The sequence below is a fragment of the Chimaeribacter sp. YP20170169 genome (assembly GCF_056739715.1).
This window is the reverse complement of the sequence record NZ_CP176824.1, coordinates 584,485-603,572: the sequence shown is the minus strand read 5'-3', so window position 1 is coordinate 603,572 and position 19,088 is coordinate 584,485. Positions and strand designations below refer to the sequence as shown.

The 19,088-nt window shown below is 59.2% G+C and carries 15 protein-coding genes and 2 pseudogenes; 8 read left to right on the top strand and 9 right to left on the bottom strand.

The genetic code is table 11. The features are described from left to right. Positions 1-10: 10 nt before the first annotated feature. The 3 genes from tssB to ACK3SD_RS02725 form a co-directional block, all read right to left on the bottom strand. Positions 11-511: a type VI secretion system contractile sheath small subunit gene (tssB, locus tag ACK3SD_RS02735; RefSeq protein ID WP_481126677.1), complete on the bottom strand. Its 501-nt coding sequence runs from the start codon at positions 509-511 to the stop codon at positions 11-13. 679 nt (positions 512-1,190) lie between these two features. Continuing rightward, on the bottom strand, positions 1,191-1,682 hold the full coding sequence (locus ACK3SD_RS02730; RefSeq protein ID WP_481126676.1) for a GNAT family N-acetyltransferase: 492 nt from the start codon (positions 1,680-1,682) through the stop codon (positions 1,191-1,193). Further along, positions 1,679-1,972, bottom strand: a complete 294-nt coding sequence (locus ACK3SD_RS02725) for a type II toxin-antitoxin system TacA family antitoxin (RefSeq protein ID WP_481126675.1) — start codon at positions 1,970-1,972, stop codon at positions 1,679-1,681. Before ACK3SD_RS02725 ends, ACK3SD_RS02730 begins: the two co-directional genes overlap by 4 nt. A 285-nt stretch (positions 1,973-2,257) precedes the next feature. Here ACK3SD_RS02725 and aldA point away from each other — a divergent pair, with 285 nt between their 5' ends. Continuing rightward, positions 2,258-3,697: an aldehyde dehydrogenase gene (gene aldA / locus ACK3SD_RS02720; RefSeq protein ID WP_481126674.1), complete on the top strand. Its 1,440-nt coding sequence runs from the start codon at positions 2,258-2,260 to the stop codon at positions 3,695-3,697. 39 nt (positions 3,698-3,736) lie between these two features. On the opposite strand, the gene ACK3SD_RS02715 is transcribed toward aldA, so the two are convergent. Beyond that, positions 3,737-5,011 (bottom strand): Glu/Leu/Phe/Val family dehydrogenase, encoded by a 1,275-nt coding sequence (locus ACK3SD_RS02715; protein WP_481126673.1) that lies wholly within the window; start codon positions 5,009-5,011, stop codon positions 3,737-3,739. Between the two features lie 557 nt (positions 5,012-5,568). Here ACK3SD_RS02715 and ACK3SD_RS02710 point away from each other — a divergent pair. The 6 genes and pseudogenes from ACK3SD_RS02710 to ACK3SD_RS02685 all read left to right on the top strand — a co-directional run bounded on the left by ACK3SD_RS02710 (position 5,569) and on the right by ACK3SD_RS02685 (position 13,073). Beyond that, the gene (locus tag ACK3SD_RS02710; protein ID WP_481126672.1) at positions 5,569-6,771 is read left to right on the top strand and encodes a bifunctional succinylornithine transaminase/acetylornithine transaminase; all 1,203 of its coding nucleotides are present in this window, start codon (positions 5,569-5,571) and stop codon (positions 6,769-6,771) included. Between the two features lie 18 nt (positions 6,772-6,789). Beyond that, entirely contained in the window at positions 6,790-7,815 is a 1,026-nt protein-coding gene (gene astA / locus ACK3SD_RS02705) for an arginine N-succinyltransferase (RefSeq protein WP_481127481.1), read from the top strand. Continuing rightward, a complete protein-coding gene (gene astD, locus ACK3SD_RS02700) occupies positions 7,812-9,281 on the top strand; it encodes a succinylglutamate-semialdehyde dehydrogenase (protein WP_481126671.1) in 1,470 nt (489 codons plus the stop codon). Before astA ends, astD begins: the two co-directional genes overlap by 4 nt. 15 nt (positions 9,282-9,296) lie before the next feature. Next, a pseudogene (gene astB / locus ACK3SD_RS02695) lies at positions 9,297-10,639 on the top strand (N-succinylarginine dihydrolase). Positions 10,640-10,648: 9 nt separating this feature from the next. Continuing rightward, on the top strand, positions 10,649-11,632 hold the full coding sequence (gene astE, locus ACK3SD_RS02690; RefSeq protein WP_481126670.1) for a succinylglutamate desuccinylase: 984 nt from the start codon (positions 10,649-10,651) through the stop codon (positions 11,630-11,632). A gap of 7 nt (positions 11,633-11,639) precedes the next feature. Beyond that, the gene (locus tag ACK3SD_RS02685; protein ID WP_481126669.1) at positions 11,640-13,073 is read left to right on the top strand and encodes an amino acid permease; all 1,434 of its coding nucleotides are present in this window, start codon (positions 11,640-11,642) and stop codon (positions 13,071-13,073) included. 632 nt (positions 13,074-13,705) lie between these two features. Here the strand turns inward: ACK3SD_RS02685 and tssD are convergent. The 5 genes and pseudogenes from tssD to exbB all read right to left on the bottom strand — a co-directional run bounded on the left by tssD (position 13,706) and on the right by exbB (position 17,585). Then, positions 13,706-14,191, bottom strand: a pseudogene (gene tssD / locus ACK3SD_RS02680) (type VI secretion system tube protein TssD). 167 nt (positions 14,192-14,358) lie between these two features. After that, positions 14,359-15,393 (bottom strand): TerC/Alx family metal homeostasis membrane protein, encoded by a 1,035-nt coding sequence (locus ACK3SD_RS02675; protein WP_137762153.1) that lies wholly within the window; start codon positions 15,391-15,393, stop codon positions 14,359-14,361. A gap of 190 nt (positions 15,394-15,583) precedes the next feature. After that, positions 15,584-16,063 carry a cold-shock protein gene (locus ACK3SD_RS02670; protein WP_137764881.1) on the bottom strand — a complete coding sequence of 160 codons (480 nt, stop codon included), beginning with the start codon at positions 16,061-16,063 and terminating at the stop codon, positions 15,584-15,586. A gap of 142 nt (positions 16,064-16,205) precedes the next feature. Further along, positions 16,206-16,631 carry a TonB system transport protein ExbD gene (gene exbD, locus ACK3SD_RS02665; protein ID WP_137762152.1) on the bottom strand — a complete coding sequence of 142 codons (426 nt, stop codon included), beginning with the start codon at positions 16,629-16,631 and terminating at the stop codon, positions 16,206-16,208. 6 nt (positions 16,632-16,637) lie between these two features. Next, complete coding sequence (gene exbB / locus ACK3SD_RS02660) at positions 16,638-17,585, bottom strand: tol-pal system-associated acyl-CoA thioesterase (RefSeq protein WP_481127480.1); 948 nt, start codon at positions 17,583-17,585, stop codon at positions 16,638-16,640. 485 nt (positions 17,586-18,070) lie between these two features. On the opposite strand from exbB, the gene ACK3SD_RS02655 reads away from it, so the two are divergent. Next, positions 18,071-19,048: a TRAP transporter substrate-binding protein gene (locus tag ACK3SD_RS02655; RefSeq protein WP_481126668.1), complete on the top strand. Its 978-nt coding sequence runs from the start codon at positions 18,071-18,073 to the stop codon at positions 19,046-19,048. Positions 19,049-19,088 lie beyond the last annotated feature (40 nt).

Genomic DNA, 19,088 nt, shown 5'->3' with positions numbered 1-19,088 from the left:
TCAGTGACCGTTATGGCTCTTTTGGGGCCAGGGCTGAGAGTTCGGCTCTGAGTTCTGCGCTTAACGCCGGGTCGAGCAGTATTTTTTCCAGCTCCTTTCGGAATGCCTGGTTATCCAGCAGGTTCGCTTTTAAATCGCGAAGCAGGTTGCGCATGGAAAGCATTGCCTTCAGCTGAGGGATTTGCCGGGAAACCTGCTCGGGGGTGAAATCCTTCATGCTCCGGAAGGTCAGACTGATATTGTCTTCGCTACCGTCATCAGCCAGCGTGTTTTTGACGGTCAGATTGACGTTTGGGGAATATTCGGAAAGCACAGAGTCAAAATTATTTTTGTTCAAGCTGACTTTTTTGCGCTCAGACAGGGGTGCAGACTCCTGACCATGACTGAAGTCGCCCGCTACCAGTAATTTCAGGGGGAGTTCCGTTTTCTTGCTCGCACCATCGGTATGCAAATCAAGTTTTAAATTAATACGCGCTTTAGGGATTTCGGACTGAAAGGAAGAGTTAGACATGGCTGTCCCTGTTCTATGGAGTAATAGAAACGGTCAACGCCAGTGAGAAATAAATAAGAAAAAACTACCCTGCCAGAACAACTTTCCGGTTCGCGTCATCCGACGCAAATAAAAATCCCGGAACTAAAAAGCGGGCGCACTCCATCCACCAGCATGCCGAAACTGTACTTTGAGTATTTTTCTGAAATGAAAAAAATTCGGATAATACCCAATAGCGGGAGTGTAGAAACGTTCCCTGGTTGATCGGAAATGAAAAAATGTAACAATATTTTACATTCTCAGCTTTTAACAACTACAGATCATCTTTCTGATTTATAAGAATTTTACTACATATACCCCTTCAGGCCTTGTGGAATAAGGGTGTGCAGCAAATGGTCAATTTATCTTAGGGCGAGGTTCTGTACAAAATACCACCAATCACATGGAATATCTGATTTTGTACTTTTATCAAAAATGAGAAGCGGGACGTGACTGAGCAAGTGAAAAATTGACGACCTTTTCAGGCTTTCATCTTTTCTTATTATTCATTTAAACGGGGCTTATTTGTTTTCGTCAGAAGAAAGGAAATTTCACGGCAACTCTTTACACATGCGTTAATACCAGGAGGTATGCACGATCTGGAAACCTGCCATTCAGGAAATTTCAGATTAAGGTGCTTTTTATTGGTAGAGGTTTTTATTCAGACAATACTGTCCGCCAAATCTCCCAACGTCACCATCAGCATCATTGGATCAATCGGTGATGGCTCGAAACCTACCTGTAAGTAAAAAGCCCGTGCATCATCAGACAGCGCATGAACCAGCATTCCGCGGATGCCGATGGTTTCTGCCACCTGGATCACCCGTAGGCCAGCGTCACGTACCAGCGCCCGGCCAATTCCTTGACCATGCAGGGATTGATCGACCGCCAGACGCCCCAACACGATAACCGGAATGGGGTCAGGCATGTTGCGGCGAAAGCGGCCAGGTGCCGTGCTTGTTGTTACCGCACTGGATGCCAGTGAGTAATAGGCCATCACCCTGGCATTTTCACAGCAGACAAACGTGCGGGAAGCCCCTGTCAGCTGATTTTTCATGGCCCGCTGTTTCAGCCAGCTATCCATAGACTCCACGCCGCAATTGAAGAGCGTCAGATCGTGTTCGGCGTGCAGTGGCTCAGGGGCAGTGATCATTTTTCCTGTTCCCAAGGTGCCGGGGTTTTCATGGTCTTGCGTAGCGCGGCATTGGGTGCGGGAGCCTGATCGAGGCGCGTGAGGAATTCCTGATATGCTTCTGGATCAGCCATAATGATGCGTTGCTCAATCAACGTCTCTTCCGCAGCGGCACGGGCCGCGTCTAATACAAAATCAGTGCGGTTTTTTCCTTTGGCTTTCGCCGCACGGTCAATCAGTTCACGTTCAGCGGGCTTGATGCGCAGGTTCAGGGTTTCCCGCTTAATGGACAAACTATTCGCAGCAGGCATAGTGCCCTCCTCTCTTTTCTGAACAGTAATTATACAATCCCTGTAACGCCAATGTCATTACACTTTGTAGATAAAAAAGCCGGGGGTTTAACTCCCCCTCCCCTACAAAAACCGTAAAAATGCCAACCGCGTCATCCCAGTCTTCTGGTGAGTGCCACTGCGCGCCGGAAGATGGCAGCCAGATGAAGGTGTTTTCCGGCCAGGTAGGTCATGTTGGCGGGCAAATAACAGGAAATGACCTGTTTATTAACATGACGATAAAATACTGTTTACGGAGAGGCTACCATGGCGCCAGTGAAGCAACAGATGTACATCAACGGCCAGTTCGTTGAGAACCGCAGCGACAAGTGGATTGAGGTAGTGAACCCGGCGACGGAGGAGGTGCTGTCGCTGGTGCCGGAGGGCAGTGCCGAGGATGCGCGCCGTGCCATTGATGCGGCGGAGGCAGCGCAGGCGGATTGGGAGGCGCTGCCAGCGGTGGAGCGTGGCAACTGGCTGATCAAGATTGCCGAAGGCATCCGCCGCCGCGAGGCTGAGCTGACGGCGACCATCGTGGCAGAGGGCGGCAAAACCCAGGCGCTGGCGAAGACCGAGGTGCTGTTCACCGCCGACTATCTGGAGTACATGGCTGGCTGGGCGCGCCGTTATGAGGGTGAGATCGTGCAGAGCGATCGCCCGAACGAGAACATTTTGGTGTTCAAGAAGGCGATTGGCGTTACCACCGGCATCCTGCCGTGGAACTTCCCGTTCTTCCTGATCGCCCGTAAGGCCGCGCCAGCGCTGGTCACCGGCAATACCATCGTGCTGAAACCCAGCGAACTGACCCCCAATAATGCGGTGATCTTCGCCGAAATCGTTGATGAGGTGGGCCTGCCCGCCGGCGTGTTCAATATCGTCACCGGCTATGGCCCGGTGGTCGGCCAGGAGCTGGCGGGCAACCCAAAAGTCGGCATGGTCAGCCTGACCGGCAGCGTCAACGCTGGCATCGCCACCATGCAGGCGGCGGCCAACAACGTTACCAAGGTGTCGCTGGAGTTGGGCGGCAAGGCACCGGCCATCGTGATGAATGACGCCGACGTCGATCTGGCGGTCAAGGCGATTGTCAGCTCCCGCGTCATCAACACTGGGCAGGTGTGCAACTGCGCCGAGCGCCTCTATGTGCAGGAGGGAATTTATGAAGCGTTCGTCAGCCGCCTGACCGAGGCGTTCCGCCAGGTGACGGTGGGCGATCCGGCACAACAGAGCGAGCTGGACATGGGGCCGCTAATCACCCGCGCGGCGCTAGAGCGCGTCGAGCAGAAGGTGGCGCAGGCCGTGGGACAGGGCGCGAAAGTGGAGATTGGTGGCAAACGCTTCGGCGAGCGCGGCTACTTCTTCGAGCCAACGCTGCTGACCAACGTCCGTGCTGACATGGCGGTAATGAAAGAGGAGACCTTCGGCCCGGTGCTGCCGGTGATGGCCTTCTCCACGCTGGAAGAGGCGATCGCGCTGGCGAATGACAGCGAGTATGGCCTCACCTCCTCCATCTTTACCCGCGATCTGAATGTGGCGATGAAGGCGATAAAAGGGCTGAAGTTCGGCGAAACCTACATCAACCGTGAGAACTTTGAGGCGATGCAGGGATTCCACGCCGGGTGGCGTAAGTCTGGCATCGGTGGCGCGGATGGCCGCCACGGGCTGGAGGAGTACTTGCAGAGCCACGTCGCCTACCTGCAATACCAGTAAGCGACCGGGTGCACGGGCCGTCGCCCGTGCACCCTCGTATCAGCCCGGATAGATGCCGCGATCTTTGCGCGCCATCAGGATGCGCTCACAGGCGACGATATAGGCCGCGGTGCGCAGCGTGCAGGACTTCTCTACCGCCTTATCCCAGACGTGCACCATCGCGTCAGTCATGATCTTGTCCATGCGCGCGTTGATCTCCTCCTCGCTCCAGAAGAAGCTCGCCATATCCTGCACCCACTCAAAGTAACTGACCGTCACGCCGCCGGCGTTGCAGATCACGTCTGGCACCACGGTGATGCCGCGCGCCTTCAGGATGTCATCCGCCTCCGGGAAGGTCGGGCCGTTCGCCCCCTCTAGCACCAGCTTGCAGCTCAGTGACTCGGCGCGGGCGCGGGTGATCTGCCCCTCCAGCGCGGCCGGGATGAGGATGTCCATCTGCACCGTCCAGAATGCCTCGCTATCGATCTCCTTCGCACCGGAGAAACCAGCGATCTGCTTGTGCTGGTTCTGCCACTCGCTCAGGGCGTGCAGATCAATGCCGCCGGCGTTGAACAGCGTGGCGGTGTGGTCCTGGATCGCCACCACCCGCGCGCCCGCCTCGGCGAACAGCCGTGCGGCCTCGCTGCCGACGTTGCCGAAGCCCTGCACCGCGATGCGGGCGCCCTCAATGCCAATGCCAGCGCGGCGCGCCACCTCTTTGCCGGTGACAAACACCCCGCGGCCGGTGGCCTTCTCACGCCCCAGCGAGCCGCCAAGGTGAATGGGCTTGCCGGTCACCACGCCGGTGACGGTGGTGCCGTGGTTCATGGAGTAGGTGTCCATCATCCAGGCCATAACTTTCGGGTTGGTGCCGACGTCCGGCGCGGGAATGTCTTTCTGTGGGCCGATGATCACGCCAATCTCGCTGGTGTAACGGCGCGTTAGCCGCTCCAGCTCGCCTTCGGAGAGGGAGAAGGGATCGACGCGGATGCCGCCCTTCGCCCCGCCATACGGCAGGTTGACCGCGGCGCACTTGATGGTCATCCAGGCGGAGAGCGCCATCACCTCATTGAGATCCACGTCGGGGTGGAAGCGGATGCCGCCCTTGCCCGGCCCACGGGAGAGGTTGTGCTGCACGCGGAACCCCTCGAAGTGGCGGATAGTGCCGTCATCCATCTGCAACGGGATGTCCACAATCAGGGCGCGTTTGGGGTGGCGTAGGGTATCAATCCAGCGTGACAGGTCGCCGAGGTAGGGTGCGACGCGGTCGATTTGTTGAAGGTAAGTGGACCATGCCGACGTGCTGCTCTCTGAGACGTAAGATAGCTTTTCCATAACAAACCTTTTTTTAAATAAAGTTATTTATGTTGTTAGAACCGTGGAAGTGACCTGCATATCACTATGCGGATATTAATCTAGCATTTAAAAAGCCGGGGTAAATGGCTAAATTCTGCGAAAAAGTTTCCCGCCGGGAAATTAAACCCGCCCAATGTGAATAAATAATTATCTTTTCGCGCTCCCATAGGGAAGGGATTTTTATGCAGTTTTTATGCACTTAAAATGCATAAAAAAAGAATTTTTCCTATTTTTCAGAAGCTTGAATGTGATCAAAAAGTGAATATTTTGCGATTCGGTGTGTTGACTTTGTTAAAGCACACGGCCAGCATTGAGAGCATTCACGGGCCACCAGTCCGGCCACATCCATCAGGAATACAGGAAAAAGTCCTTTATTTTCATAAAAATACATTTCAACACCGCGCCAAGTGGCTGTTAAGGCTCACGTTGGCACGATGTAACAACATGTTGGCTTAAATGAACTTGCGTACAGGCCCTGAAACATTAAGGGCCGGGATGAGTTCGCCTTTAAAAAATAGCGATCAGGAGAGGGTGTAATGTCTGAAAAAATTCAGCGCGACTGGTTTGATAAATATATGGTTCCCTGCTTTTCACCTGCGCCCTTTATTCCGGTCAAGGCGGCCGGTTCCCGCGTCTGGGATCAATCCGGCAAGGAGTATATTGATTTGGCCGGTGGCATTGCGGTGAACTCCCTTGGCCATGCGCAGCCCGCGCTGGTCGCCGCCCTCACCGAGCAGGCCAGCAAGCTGTGGCACATCGGCAATGGCTACACCAACGAGCCAGTGCTGCGGCTGGCGAAACGGCTGGTGGAGTCCACCTTCGCTGACAAGGTGTTCTTCTGCAACTCCGGGGCCGAGGCCAATGAGGCGGCGCTGAAGCTGGCGCGCAAGTATGCCCATGACCACCACGGCGCGCACAAGCATGAGATCATCGCCTTCAAGAACTCCTTCCACGGCCGCACGCTGTTCACCGTTACCGTCGGCGGCCAGCCGAAATACTCCGCCGACTACGCGCCGCTGCCAGCTGGCATCACCCACCTGCCCTACAACGACTTGCAGGCGGTGGAGAACCACATCTCTGACAAGACTTGCGCCATCATCGTCGAACCAGTGGTGGGCGAAGGCGGCGTGATCCCGGCCGACCCGGCCTTCCTACAGGGGCTGCGTACCCTGTGTGACAAGTTCAACGCCACCCTGATCTTTGACGAAGTGCAGACCGGCGCGGGCCGCACCGGGATGCTCTACGCCTACCAGACCTACGGCGTGGAGCCGGATCTGCTGACCAGCGCCAAGGGGCTGGGCGGTGGCTTCCCGATTGGCGCAATGCTGGCGAAAGAGTCGTGGGCACAGGCTTTCCAGCCTGGCACGCACGGCACCACCTTCGGCGGCAACCCGCTGGCGGCGACGGTGGCGGAGCAGGTGCTCTCGCTGCTGGATGAGCCACTGTTACAGGGCGTGCGCGAGCGCCATGATGAGATGATGCGCCGCCTGGCGGAGCTGAATGCCCGCTATGGTGTGTTCAGCGCGCTGCGCGGCAAGGGGCTGCTGATTGGCGCGGAGCTGGCGGAGCCGTGGCGCGGCAAGGCCAAGGCCCTGACCAATCTGGCCGCCGAAGAGGGGCTGATCGCCCTGATCGCCGGGCCGGACGTGCTGCGCTTTGCGCCGGCGCTGGATATCAGCCACCGCGATCTGGACGAGGCGTTTGCCCGTCTGGCGCGCGCCGTGGCCCGCTTTGTCTGAGTTGCGGAGGTTGCCATGATGCTGTTTCGCCCGGTCAGGGAGACTGACCTACAGGATATCCTCGACCTCTCCGCCCGCGCTGGCGTCGGGTTGACCTCACTGCCGAACCACCCGGATCGCCTGCGCGCCCGTATTGCGCGCAGCGTAGAGACCTTCGCCGGGCTGCGGCCGCGCGCGCAGCAGGGCTTCCTGTTCGTGCTGGAGGATACCGAGCTGGCGCGGGTGGTGGGCGTCAGCGCCATTGAGGTGGCGGTCGGGCTGGATGAGCCGTTCTACAACTTCCGCATCCAGCGCACAGTGCGCGCCTCGCGCGATCTGGGGGTCTACAAAACGCTGGAGACGCTCTACCTCAGCTATGACCACACCGGCCACAGCGAGCTGTGCACCCTGTTCCTCGATCCGGCCTACCAGAAGAACCGCAACGGGCTGTTCCTCTCCAAGGCGCGCTTCCTGTTTATCGCCGCCTTCCGTGAGATCTTCTCGTCGCATCTGTTCGCCGAGCTGCGTGGGGTCGTTGACAGCGGCGGGCGCTCCGCCTTCTGGGACGCGCTGGGCCACCACTTCTTTGAGATCCCGTTTGCCGAGGCGGACTACCTGACCGGCATCGGCAACAAAACCTTTATCGCCGAGCTGATGCCCTCCTACCCGATCTATGTCTCGCTGCTGCCGGAAGAGGCGCAGCGGGTGATTGGCGAGGTGCACCCGCACACCGCCCCGGCGCGCGCCATCCTTGAGAAAGAGGGGCTTAACTGGCGCGGCTCGGTGGACATTTTTGACGCCGGCCCGGTGCTGGAGGGCGAGACCGACGCCATCCGCGCGGTGCGCGCCAGCCGCGTGCTGCCGGTGCATCAGGGGGCGATGGCCACAGGCCGCCCCTGCATCGTCGCCAACCAACAGTTTGAGGATTTCCGCGCGCTGCTGGTGGAGACCGACGCCCATACCGGCACCCTGGCGCTCAGCGCCCCCATGATGGACTCGCTGCACCTGGCCGACGGCGACCACGCCCGGCTGGTCAGTTTACTTCCCGAGGAGCAGATCGCATGACCCATGCCGCACACTTTATTGCCGGTGACTGGCTGCCCGGCAGTGGCCCGCGTTTCAGTAAATTCTCCCCCAATGACCAACAGGTGCTCTGGCAGGCGCAGAGCGCCGGGGCCAGTGAGGTGCAGGCCGCCGTGCAGGCCGCACGTGACGCCTTCCGCGGCTGGTCACGCACGCCGGTAGCCGGGCGCATCGCCATCGTGGAGCGCTTCGCTGCCCTGCTGGCGGATCACAAGGAGCCGCTGGCGCGCCTGATCAGCCAGGAGACCAGCAAGCCGCTGTGGGAGACGCGCACCGAGGTGCAGTCGATGATAGGCAAGGCCGCCATCTCGATAGAGGCGTGGCAGCGCCGCACCGGCGACAGCGAAACGCCGATGGCTGACGGCAAGGCGCTGCTGCGCCACAAGCCGCACGGCGTGATGGCGGTATTCGGCCCCTACAACTTCCCCGGCCACCTGCCGAACGGCCACATCATCCCGGCGCTGATTGCTGGCAATACGCTGGTGTTCAAGCCAAGCGAGCTGACCCCGGCCACCGCCGAGATGACGGTCACGCTGTGGCAGCAGGCCGGGCTGCCAGCGGGCGTACTCAATCTGGTGCAGGGCGGGCGCGAAACTGGCCGTGCCCTGCTGGAGAACCCGCAGATTGACGGCGTGCTGTTTACCGGCAGCGCGGCGGCAGGCTTCCACTTCCACCGCGTGCTGGCGGGCCAGCCAGAGAAGATGCTGGCGCTGGAGATGGGCGGCAACAATGCGCTGATCGTCGATAGCGTGGCGGATCAGGATGCGGCGGTGCACACCATTATCCAGTCGGCCTTTATCTCCGCTGGCCAACGCTGTACCTGCGCCCGCCGCCTGCTGGTGAAGGCCGGGCCGGAGGGCGACGCGCTGATCGACCGGCTGGTGGCCGTCAGCCAGCAGATCCGCGTCGGCCGCTGGGACGCCGATCCGCAGCCCTTTATGGGCGGCGTGATCTCCTTGCAGGCGGCGGAGTCGATGTTGCAGGCGCAACAGCAGTTGCAGACGTTGGGCGGCCGCACGCTGCTGGAGATGACCCAGCCGGACGCCAACGCCACCCTACTGACGCCGGGCATCATTGAGCTGACCGGCGTGGCGGGAGTGCCGGATGAGGAGCACTTCGGCCCGCTGCTGTCAGTGATTCGCTATCAAACCTTTGAGGAGGCGATAGACCTCGCCAACCAGACCCGCTACGGGCTGGCGATCGGCTTGATCTCTCCGGATCCGGCACGCTTCGACCAACTGGCGGCGGAGGCCCGCGCTGGCATCGTCAACTGGAACAAGCCATTGACCGGTGCCTCCAGTCAGGCCCCGTTCGGCGGGGTCGGCGCGTCTGGCAACCACCGGCCCAGCGCCTTCTACGCCGCCGACTACTGCGCCTGGCCGATGGCCTCACTGGTCAGCGAGGATCTGGCCCTGCCCGCCACCCTCAGCCCTGGCCTGCACTTCTAACCTATTGAGGTTTTTATGTCTGGATTTGAAGCAAATTTTGATGGTCTGGTCGGCCCGACGCACCACTATGCCGGGCTGTCAGTCGGCAATGAGGCCTCGCTGCACAACAAGGATGGCCTCTCCAACCCGCGCAAGGCCGCCTTGCAGGGGCTGGCGAAGATGAAGGCACTGGCGGACGCCGGTTTTGTGCAGGGCGTGCTGCCGCCCCAGCCGCGCCCGAATGTCACGGCGCTGCGCGCACTGGGCTTCAGCGGCAATGATGAGCAGTTGCTGCGGCAGGCAGCGGCCAGCGCGCCACAGTTGCTCTCGACCCTCAGTTCGGCCTCATCAATGTGGACGGCCAACGCCGCCACCGTGTCGCCCTCCGCCGACAGCGCCGACGGGCGGGTGCACTTTACCGTCGCCAACCTGAACAACAAACTGCACCGCTCGCTGGAAGCCCCGGCCACCGCGGCGATCCTGCGCGCCACCTTCCCGGCGGGGAGCACTTCTGCCACCACGACGCCCTGCCGCAGCATGGCGATTTCGGCGATGAGGGGGCGGCCAACCACAACCGGCTCGGCGGCGACTACGCCACGCCCGGCGTGCAGATGTTTGTTTATGGCCGCCGCGCCTTTGGCGACGGGCCGCAGCCGCAGCGCTACCCGGCGCGCCAGACGCTCGAGGCCAGCCAGGCGGTGGCGCGCCTCCACCAGCTCGACCCGGCGCGTACCCTGTTCGTGCAGCAGAACCCGCAGGCCATCGACAGCGGTGTGTTCCATAACGACGTGATCGCCGTCAGCAACCGCCACGTGCTGTTCCACCACCAACAGGCGTTTGTCGATCAGGCGGCGGTGCTGGCGCAACTGGAGCAGAAACTGGCGGCGCTCGGCCAGCCCTTCGCCAGCCTGGAGGTGCCGACGGCACAGGTGAGTCTGGCGGACGCCGTCGCCTCCTACCTGTTCAATAGCCAGTTGTTGAGCAAAGCCGATGGCAAAATGATGATTGTGGTGCCGGAGGAGTGCCGCCAGCGCGACAACGTCTGGGCCTACCTGACGGAGATGACCCAGCGCGCCAACTCGCCGGTGGATGAGGTGCGGGTGTTTGACCTGCGCGAGAGTATGCGCAACGGCGGCGGCCCGGCCTGTTTGCGGTTGCGGGTGGTGCTGACCGAGGCGGAGCGGGCGGCGGTCAACCCCGGCAGCCTGCTGGATGAGGCGCTCTACCAGCGCCTGACCCGCTGGGTCGAGCGCCACTACCGCGACCGGCTGCATCCGAACGATCTGGCCGACCCGCAGCTGCTGCGCGAGGTCTATGTGGCGCTGGATGAGCTGTCGCAGATTTTGCGGCTCGGCGCTGTCTATGACTTCCAGCGCTAAGGGGGCCGGATGCAGCCATTGACTGACTCCCTGCTGGCGCACGCGCTGCGCGACCTGCCGCTGCCCGACGCCCTGCAACCGCGCTGGCTGGCGGAGGGCGTGCTGCACTTGACGCCGCCCGAGCCACAGCGCGCGCTGGTGCTCTCCGCCGGCATCCACGGTAATGAGACCGCGCCGATCGAACTGCTGCTGGGGCTGCTGGCAGATCTGGCTGCAGGCCGATTGGCGAGCCGGGCGGCGCTGCTGCTGGTGTTCGGCAACCTGCCAGCGATGCGTGCCAACCGCCGCTACCTGCACCATGACATGAACCGGCTGTTCGGCGGCCGCCACCGCCAGTTACCGCCCAGCGATGAGGCGGCGCGCGCCGCCGAGATTGAGCGCACCACCGAGGCATTCTTCGCCACCACCGGCGACCTGCCGCGTTGGCACCTCGACATGCACACCGCCATCCGTGGCTCGCGGCTGCCGCAGTTCGCGCTGGTGCCCCACCACTGCCACCCCTACCCGCAGGCATTCTTCGACCTGCTGGCCGCTGGCGAGCTGGATGCACTGGTGCAGCACACCGCGCCGGGTGGCACCTACAGCCACTATGTCAGCGAGGCGTTCCACGCGCAGAGCTGCACGCTGGAGCTGGGCAAGGCGCGCCCGTTCGGCGACAACGAGCTGGCCCAGTTTGCCGCCATTGACCGGGCGATCCGCGCGCTGGTCGGCAGTGATCCGCTGCCAACCCGGCAGAAGCCGCCGCTGCAGGTCTTTGAGGTGGCGGAGAGCATCATCAAGGGGGATGAGAGCTTTACCCTCCACCTGCCGCCAGAGACCGAGAACTTCACCCGCCTGCCGGCGGGATACACCCTAGCCAGCCAGCAGGATCGTCACTGGACGATTGGCGAGGCCGCACCTTACATCCTGTTCCCGAACGCCAACGTGGCGCCGGGCCTGCGAGCGGGGATGCTGCTTTCACCGGGCACGCCGCGCCTCTCCCTACCTGAGTGATCTGCCTATGACCAAACAACCCGTACCATCACGGCCGGGCGATCCGGCCACGGCGCAGAGCCTGCACCGTGGCCTGAGCGAGCGCCACATCCAGCTTATCTCGATTGGCGGTGCCATCGGCACCGGCCTGTTTATGGGGGCGGGCAAGACGATTGCCGTCTCCGGCACCTCGATTTTGATCACCTACGTCGTCATCGGCTTCTTTATGTTTGTGGTGATGCGGGCGATGGGGGAGCTGCTGCTGACCCGGCTCGACTACCGCTCGTTTGCCGATTTTGTCTCTGACTACCTTGGGCCAAAGGCCAGCTTCTTCCTCGGCTGGTCTTACTGGCTGAGCTGGGTGGTGACCTGCATCGCCGACGTGGTGGTGTGCGGCGGCTATATGCAGTACTGGCAGCCCGATCTCTCACCGTGGATCCCGGCGCTGCTGACCCTCGGCCTGCTCTGCCTGTTCAACCTGCTGTCGGTGAAGATGTTTGGCGAGGCGGAGTTCTGGTTTGCCATCATCAAGGTGATCGCGATCGTCGCGCTGATCCTGACCGGCTGCTGGATGATCGCCAGCGGCTGGACGTCGCCGGATGGGGTGCGCGCCTCCCTCGGCAACCTCACTGACCCGGCGGTCTTTATGCCGCACGGCGTGGTGGGCTTTTTCGCCGGGTTCCAGATCGCTATCTTCTCCTATACCGGCGTGGAGCTGCTCGGCACCATGACCGCCGAGACGCGCAACCCGGAGAAGCTGCTGCCGAAAGCGATCAACGCCATCCCGCTACGCATCATCATCTTCTACGTGATGTCGATTCTGGTGATCATTGCCGTCACCTCCTGGCAGCATATCTCGCCCGACACCAGCCCGTTCGTCACGCTGTTTGACAAGGCCGGGCTGCCGGCGGCGGCAGCGATCATCAACTTTGTCGCCCTCACCTCGGCGATGTCGTCGGCCAACAGCGGCGTCTACTCCTGCACCCGGATGCTGTATGGCCTGTCGATGGAGAAGCACGCCCACTGGCAGTTCCGCATCCTGTCGCGCGCCACTGCCATCCCGGTACGCAGCCTGATGTTCTCCTGCTTCTGTATGCTGAGCGGCACCCTGCTACTGTTTTTGGTGCCGAACGTCATGACGCTGTTCACCATCGTCTCGACGCTCTCCGCCATTCTGGTGATCTACAGCTGGGGCATGATTCTGGTGGCCTACCTGGTCTACCGCAAGCGCCGCCCCGATCTGCACGCGCAGGCCATCTTCAAGATGCCCGCCGGCATCGCCCTGAGCTGGCTGAGCCTGCTGTTCTTCCTCTTCTCCATCGTGATCATGGTGTTTGACCACGACACCCTGCTGGCACTGTGCGCGATGCCCTTCTGGTTTGCGCTGCTCGCCATCGTCTGGCGGCTGAAGGTGAAACGCGAAAACGCCACCCGTTCCTACAAGCTGGAGACTGAGGGGTAAACCCATCACCCACCGCCACGGAGGGCGGTGTATTGGGATTTAACCATCTCTCGCCGCACCCTACCCGCACGCCTGCCACCTATTCATTGATATTGTGCCCGCGCAAGTTCTCCACAATACGTTGGCGTTACTATGGGACGTTAACTGCTCAAATAGGACGAATCATATGCCGCTGCAAGGAAAATTTATTATCAATGATGCTGATTACTCACCATTAACTTTGCAGTTCCTTGCATGAAAGGGCTGATGTCTTATGGAACTATTGAGGTAACTGCCAATGGTAAAACATGCCGTTAAAGCTGGGAAAATAACTTTATTTTTATTGATAATGATCACTATTGCTCGTCTTATTGATCCATCCCAATACATCAGCAACGAATGGGTGTTGACGTTAACTGCATTGACATACAGGGAGGATAAGATTTATGCAGAATATACAGAAAATATTTTCTTTTATCTAAATGTAATAGAAGTGATTTTTCTCACAGCGATAATTTATATACCCATAATATATACTATTAAGAAACTCTTTTCTAAAAGGTAGGAAGTTTGCTTTGCAAAGGTGTTTTTTAAGCCCATGATCATATTACTTGGCCTAGTCAATATGTGCGCCAATGTGGCGCACATATTGACTAGGTTCTCACATTCCAATCATCACTGTATTGAATATTACCTTCAACATAATGCCAAGTAATCTTTTCGTACATCAATTAAACAGATTCCATATGGTTAATATAGTCGTTGCCCGGCAATTTCGTGTTAGGCATCCCAGGATTAACACCTGTTACTTTCACACCGTCCAAATACATTATAAAACAAGCCTCTTCTTGACCTGCTTCATTGATCTTGTACCATCGAATTTCCGCAGACTTCAGTGTTTGTCCTTTAGCAGTCGCTTTATAAAGGTAGGGTGAGGATGAATCAAACTCTTTTTCAATAAACATTGGGGAGTGTGAGCGGGCACCAGTGATTTTCCCATTGGTGTTGTCTACTGGAATGTTTAACCCCTGGCTAAACCCTATAGTTTCTATGCATCCCTCGCGACCTTAAACATCAGCTGAACCTTTGATGAATGAACCTCCATCATCTTTTAACCACATATAAGCTGGAATTGGCATTATTGCTCATTATTTACTGTGAATGAATTAAGGTGATTTAACTTTTTTCCAAATTGGAAATTTTGCTCATGGTCAATCTATTATCCTAATTATTAATTTATCTATTTATATTTCAGCCATAAAAAAACCCCGGCCAAGGCCGGGGTTGGGGGGAGTGGGCGGGGGAGTTATTTCTCCTCGGCCTTCTCCTCTTTGGCGGGGAACAGCATACTGGCAATGATGCCAACCGCCAGTACGCCAAGCACGATGTAGAGGCTGGTGTTGATGCCAATCTCATAACCGTGGTGCCAGAGGTGGTCGCTGGCGTTCAGGCCCAGTTTAAAGGCGATGAAGAACAGCAGTACCACCACCGCTTTCTCGAGGTGCACCAAATAGTGGCGCAGCGCTTCCAGTACAAAGTAGAGGGCGCGCAGGCCGAGGATGGCGAACATCATGGCGGAGTACACAATCAGCGGCTCGCGGCTGACGGCAATCACCGCTGGCACGCTGTCAAAGGCAAACATCACGTCTGACAACTCCACCACCGCCACACAGAGCAGCAGCGGCGTGGCATAACGCACGCCCTTCTTCACCGTAAAGGCGAAGCCCTTGTTCTGCGGCTTCTCCAGCTCCGCGCTAACCTCGCTCGAGGAGAGCATGAAGCGATCACCCGCCAGTTTCGGCCAGACCGGGAAGAAACGGCGTACCAGACGGTTGGCGAAGTGATCAGAGTAGTCCTCGATCTCTTCGTCATCTTCGCCAGAGCGCAGCATCATTACCGCTGTCCAGGCCACAATCACCGCAAACACCATCTCCACCCACGGGCCAAGCGACAGCAGCGCCGTCCCGAAGGCGACGAAGATGCCACGGAACACGATGGCCCCAATCACACCCCAGTAAAGCACGCGGTGGCGCAGGCCATCCGGCACCTTAAACCAGGCGAAGATCGCCATCATCACAAACAGGTTATCGACCGACAGCACCTTCTCCAGTGCATAGCCGGTGATAAACAGGTTGGCGACGGCGGCGCCGTGGTGGATATAGAGGAAGCCGGCGAAACCCAGGGCGGTAGCCACCCAAAAGATTGACCAGCCCACCGCGCCTTTCAGGCTGATGGCATGGTTGCCACGGTGGGCAAACAGGTCAATCAGCAGCGCGGCAATTGACAGGCCAACGAATACGCTGACTGTCTCCAGAGGAAAACCAATATGAACTGACGCCATTATCTCTTCTCAATCAAATACGCTGCCGTGAACGGCAGACCTGTTAATTATCGTGCGCAGCGCCGGGGCGCCATGCCGGGCCATTGTAACAGCAGGGGGCGCGGTGCCTGACGAAAAAAGTACAAGAAAAAAGCGGAAGGGAAACAGGGCGTGGCACACGCCGCCCCAGAGCGGGGCGGCGGCAGAGGGATCAGAGGTTTTTCAGCGCCTTGACCGTCTCTTCGATGTCGATCTCCAGCTCGGAGAAGGTGTAGGTCTTGTTCTGGAAGGTGGTGACGTTCAGCATCTCCAGCGGGCGGGTCGCGCCCTTCTCTACCTCGGCTTTCGGGCGGATGCGCTCCATCAGCAGGCCAGCGGAGAGGATGGTGTTCTCTTTGTCGATGTGGGTCTCAACCGGCACCTGTTTGGTGAAGCGGTTGAAGGATTTGATGCTGGTGATCTTGATGCGCTCACCGGCGATGTGGATGTACTTGCTCTCGGGCGCCACCTTGACCGCATAGGCTGACAGCCCCTTGCTATTGGTGGTCGGCTCGAAGGTCACGGCGGCATCCTTTTTCAGCAGCTCCGGGTTAGCTACCTTCACCACGTGAAAATAGCGATTGTCGCCGTTCTCATCCTTGATGAATCCGAAACCTTTCTCTTCAAAATATGTCGTTACCGTACCGTGCATCATAAATTACCGCCTGACCAATCTGTAAAAAGCCTATTTTAGTCGAGCCACGCGCAGAAGTCGCCTGCTTTGCCATGCCCGGTGGCGGGGCGGCGGCCAAAAAAAAACGGCCCCCGAGGGGGCCGCCGTGGCGTGGGCTGGCTTACTGCCCGCCGCTCTGCTCCATGCCGACCAACCCCACCTTCAGGTAGCCTGCCTGACGCAGCGTGTCCATCACGCCCATCATCGTTTCGTAATCCACGGATTTGTCCGCGCGGAAGAAGATGGTGGTCTCTTTGTCGCCATTGGTCTGGGCGGCCAGTTGCGCCGTCAGCTGATCGCGCGCGATCGGCGTTTCGCCAACATACAGCTGCTTCTCGGCGTTCACGGTCACGAACAACGGCTTCTCCGGGCGCGGAGTTGGCTTGGAGGTGGAGGCCGGGAGGTTGACCCGCACATCCACCGTCGCCAGTGGCGCGGCCACCATGAAGATGATCAGCAGAACCAGCATGACGTCGATGAACGGCGTCACGTTGATCTCATGCATCTCACCACTTTCGTCCAGATCTTCGTTTAAACGCATGGCCATAACAGATTACCCCACCCGCCACTGCGGATTGGCCTTCGCCGGTTTGCTGCCAGCGCTGGCGGCCAGATCCAGGTCACGCCCCTGCAGCAGCATGATCTGCGCGGCTACGTCGCCAATCAGGTGGCGATAGGAGGCGATCAGGCGGGCAAAGATGTTGTAGATCACCACGGCCGGAATCGCGGCCACCAGACCGATGGCGGTAGCCAGCAGCGCCTCGGCGATGCCCGGTGCCACGACGGCCAGGTTGGTGGTCTGGGTTTCGGCGATGCCGATAAAGCTGTTCATGATGCCCCAGACGGTGCCGAACAGGCCGATAAACGGCGAGATGGCACCGATGGTCGCCAGGAAGCCGTTACCGCGCCCCATGTGGCGGCCGGCGGCCGCAACGCGGCGCTCCAGGCGGAAGCCGGTGCGATCTTTGATGCCAGCGTTGTCGGTGGAGTCGGCGGAGAGCGCCAGCTCGTTTTGCGCGTCAGCCAGCAGGCGGGCGCTGATGCTCTTCTCGTCGAAGTTCTCAACGATGGCGGCGGCCTCATCCAGCGAGGTGGCCGGGGCCAGCGCGCTCAACTCGCGGCGCAGGCGGCGTTTAGCGGCAAACAGCTCACTGCCCTTGGCGAACAGGATCGCCCAAGTCACCACGGAGGCCAGCAGCAGGCCAATCATCACCGTTTTCACCACCGCGTCAGCGTGGTGGTACATGCCGAGCACCGAGAGATCCTGTGGGATAACCGGCTGGGCGCTGGAGGCGGCAGGCTGGCTGCCCGTGATGAGGGCAGGTGTGGCCGGGGCATCTGATGCCGGGGTGGTGGCGGCCACCGGGGCGGCAGCAGCGTCACCGCTTTCCGCGGCCAGTGCTGGCCCGCTCAGGCCCGCCAGCAAAAACAGGGATACGAATGCCATACGCCAGCGGCGAGGAGAGTGCTGTGCTGCCGTTGTGGACAGGGCAGATTTCATTTTCATGCGAGCCGTATTCACGCTGCGCCTCCAACCAAAAATCGTCAATGTTGAGGAATTAATCAGTGCGGGATCATATCAAACGCAGCGGGGATTGATAGTAGTTCTCATTATTATTTACGTTGCCGATAGATCAGGGCGGAAACAATAGGAATATCCATATGTGGCGGGCAAGCAGGCCACTCGCGCCCGGCGAAAGCAGGCGGCGGCAAGCGGTGTTTTTTTAGCCGCATCACACTTCCCACACCTGCCCCGGCATAGGCCGTGATGCAGATCCGATTTATTTTAAAAAGCTATTTCAACAAATTTTCAATAACATTTCAAAGCGTATAATCGTGTTAATAAAGTGTTTCAAAATCGCTGGTTTGTTGGTGCTTACTTCTTTTCAAGCCCTCGCTTATCCAGCACTTCACCACCGCAAGATACCACCCTGTGTCTGACGAACAATAGCGGCGCGGCTATGCGCCCGATCTCTGGAGAGTCCTATGAACGTGCGTAAATCCCTGCTGGCGCTTAGCCTCTGTTCCGCCAGCCTGTTCCTCAGCGGCCAGGCCGTTGCCCAGACCATCAAGGCCGCCGACGTCCATCCGCAGGGTTACCCCAATGTGGTGGCGGTGCAGCACATGGGTGAGAAGCTGGAGAAGGCAACGGATGGGCGGCTGGAGATCAAAACCTTCCCCGGCGGCGTGCTCGGTGATGAGAAGCAGATGATTGAGCAGGCGCAGATTGGTGCCATCGATATCATCCGCGTCTCGATGGCACCGGTCGCCGCCATCCTGCCGGAGATTGAGGTCTTCACCCTGCCCTACGTGTTCCGCGATGAGGATCACCTGCACAAGGTGCTCGACAGCCAGATCGGCCAGGAGATCGGCAATAAAATCAGCAACGATCCCAAATCGCGGCTGGTGTTCCTTGGCTGGATGGACTCCGGCACCCGCAACATGATCACCAAAACACCGCTGACCAAGCCGGAAGATTTGAAAGGGATGAAGATCCGGGTGCAGGGCAGCCCGGTGGCGCTGGCAACGCTGAAGGCGATGGGGGCCAACTCGGTGGCGATGGGCGTGAGCGAAGTGTTCAGCGGCCTGCAAACCGGCGTGATCGATGGCACCGAGAACAACCCGCCGACCTTCGTCGCGCATAACTACCTGCCAGTGGCGAAGTACTACACCCTCACCCGTCACTTCATCATCCCGGAGCTGTTCCTCTACTCCAAGGCGCGCTGGGACAAGCTGAGCAGCGAGGATCAGCAACTGATCCTGAAACTGGCAAAAGAGGCACAAGCGGAGCAGCGCCAGCTGTGGGCCGCCTATAACGAGAAGGCCCTGCAAACCATGAAGAGTGGCGGCGTGACCTTCCAGGAGATCGATACCCAGTACTTCTACACCGCTACCCAACCGGTGCGCGACCAGTATGGCAAGGCGCACCAGGATCTGATGCAACGCATCAGCGACGTCAAATAAGCCCCCGGCGGCCTGGCCGCCGGGCGTTTCAGCCTGATAA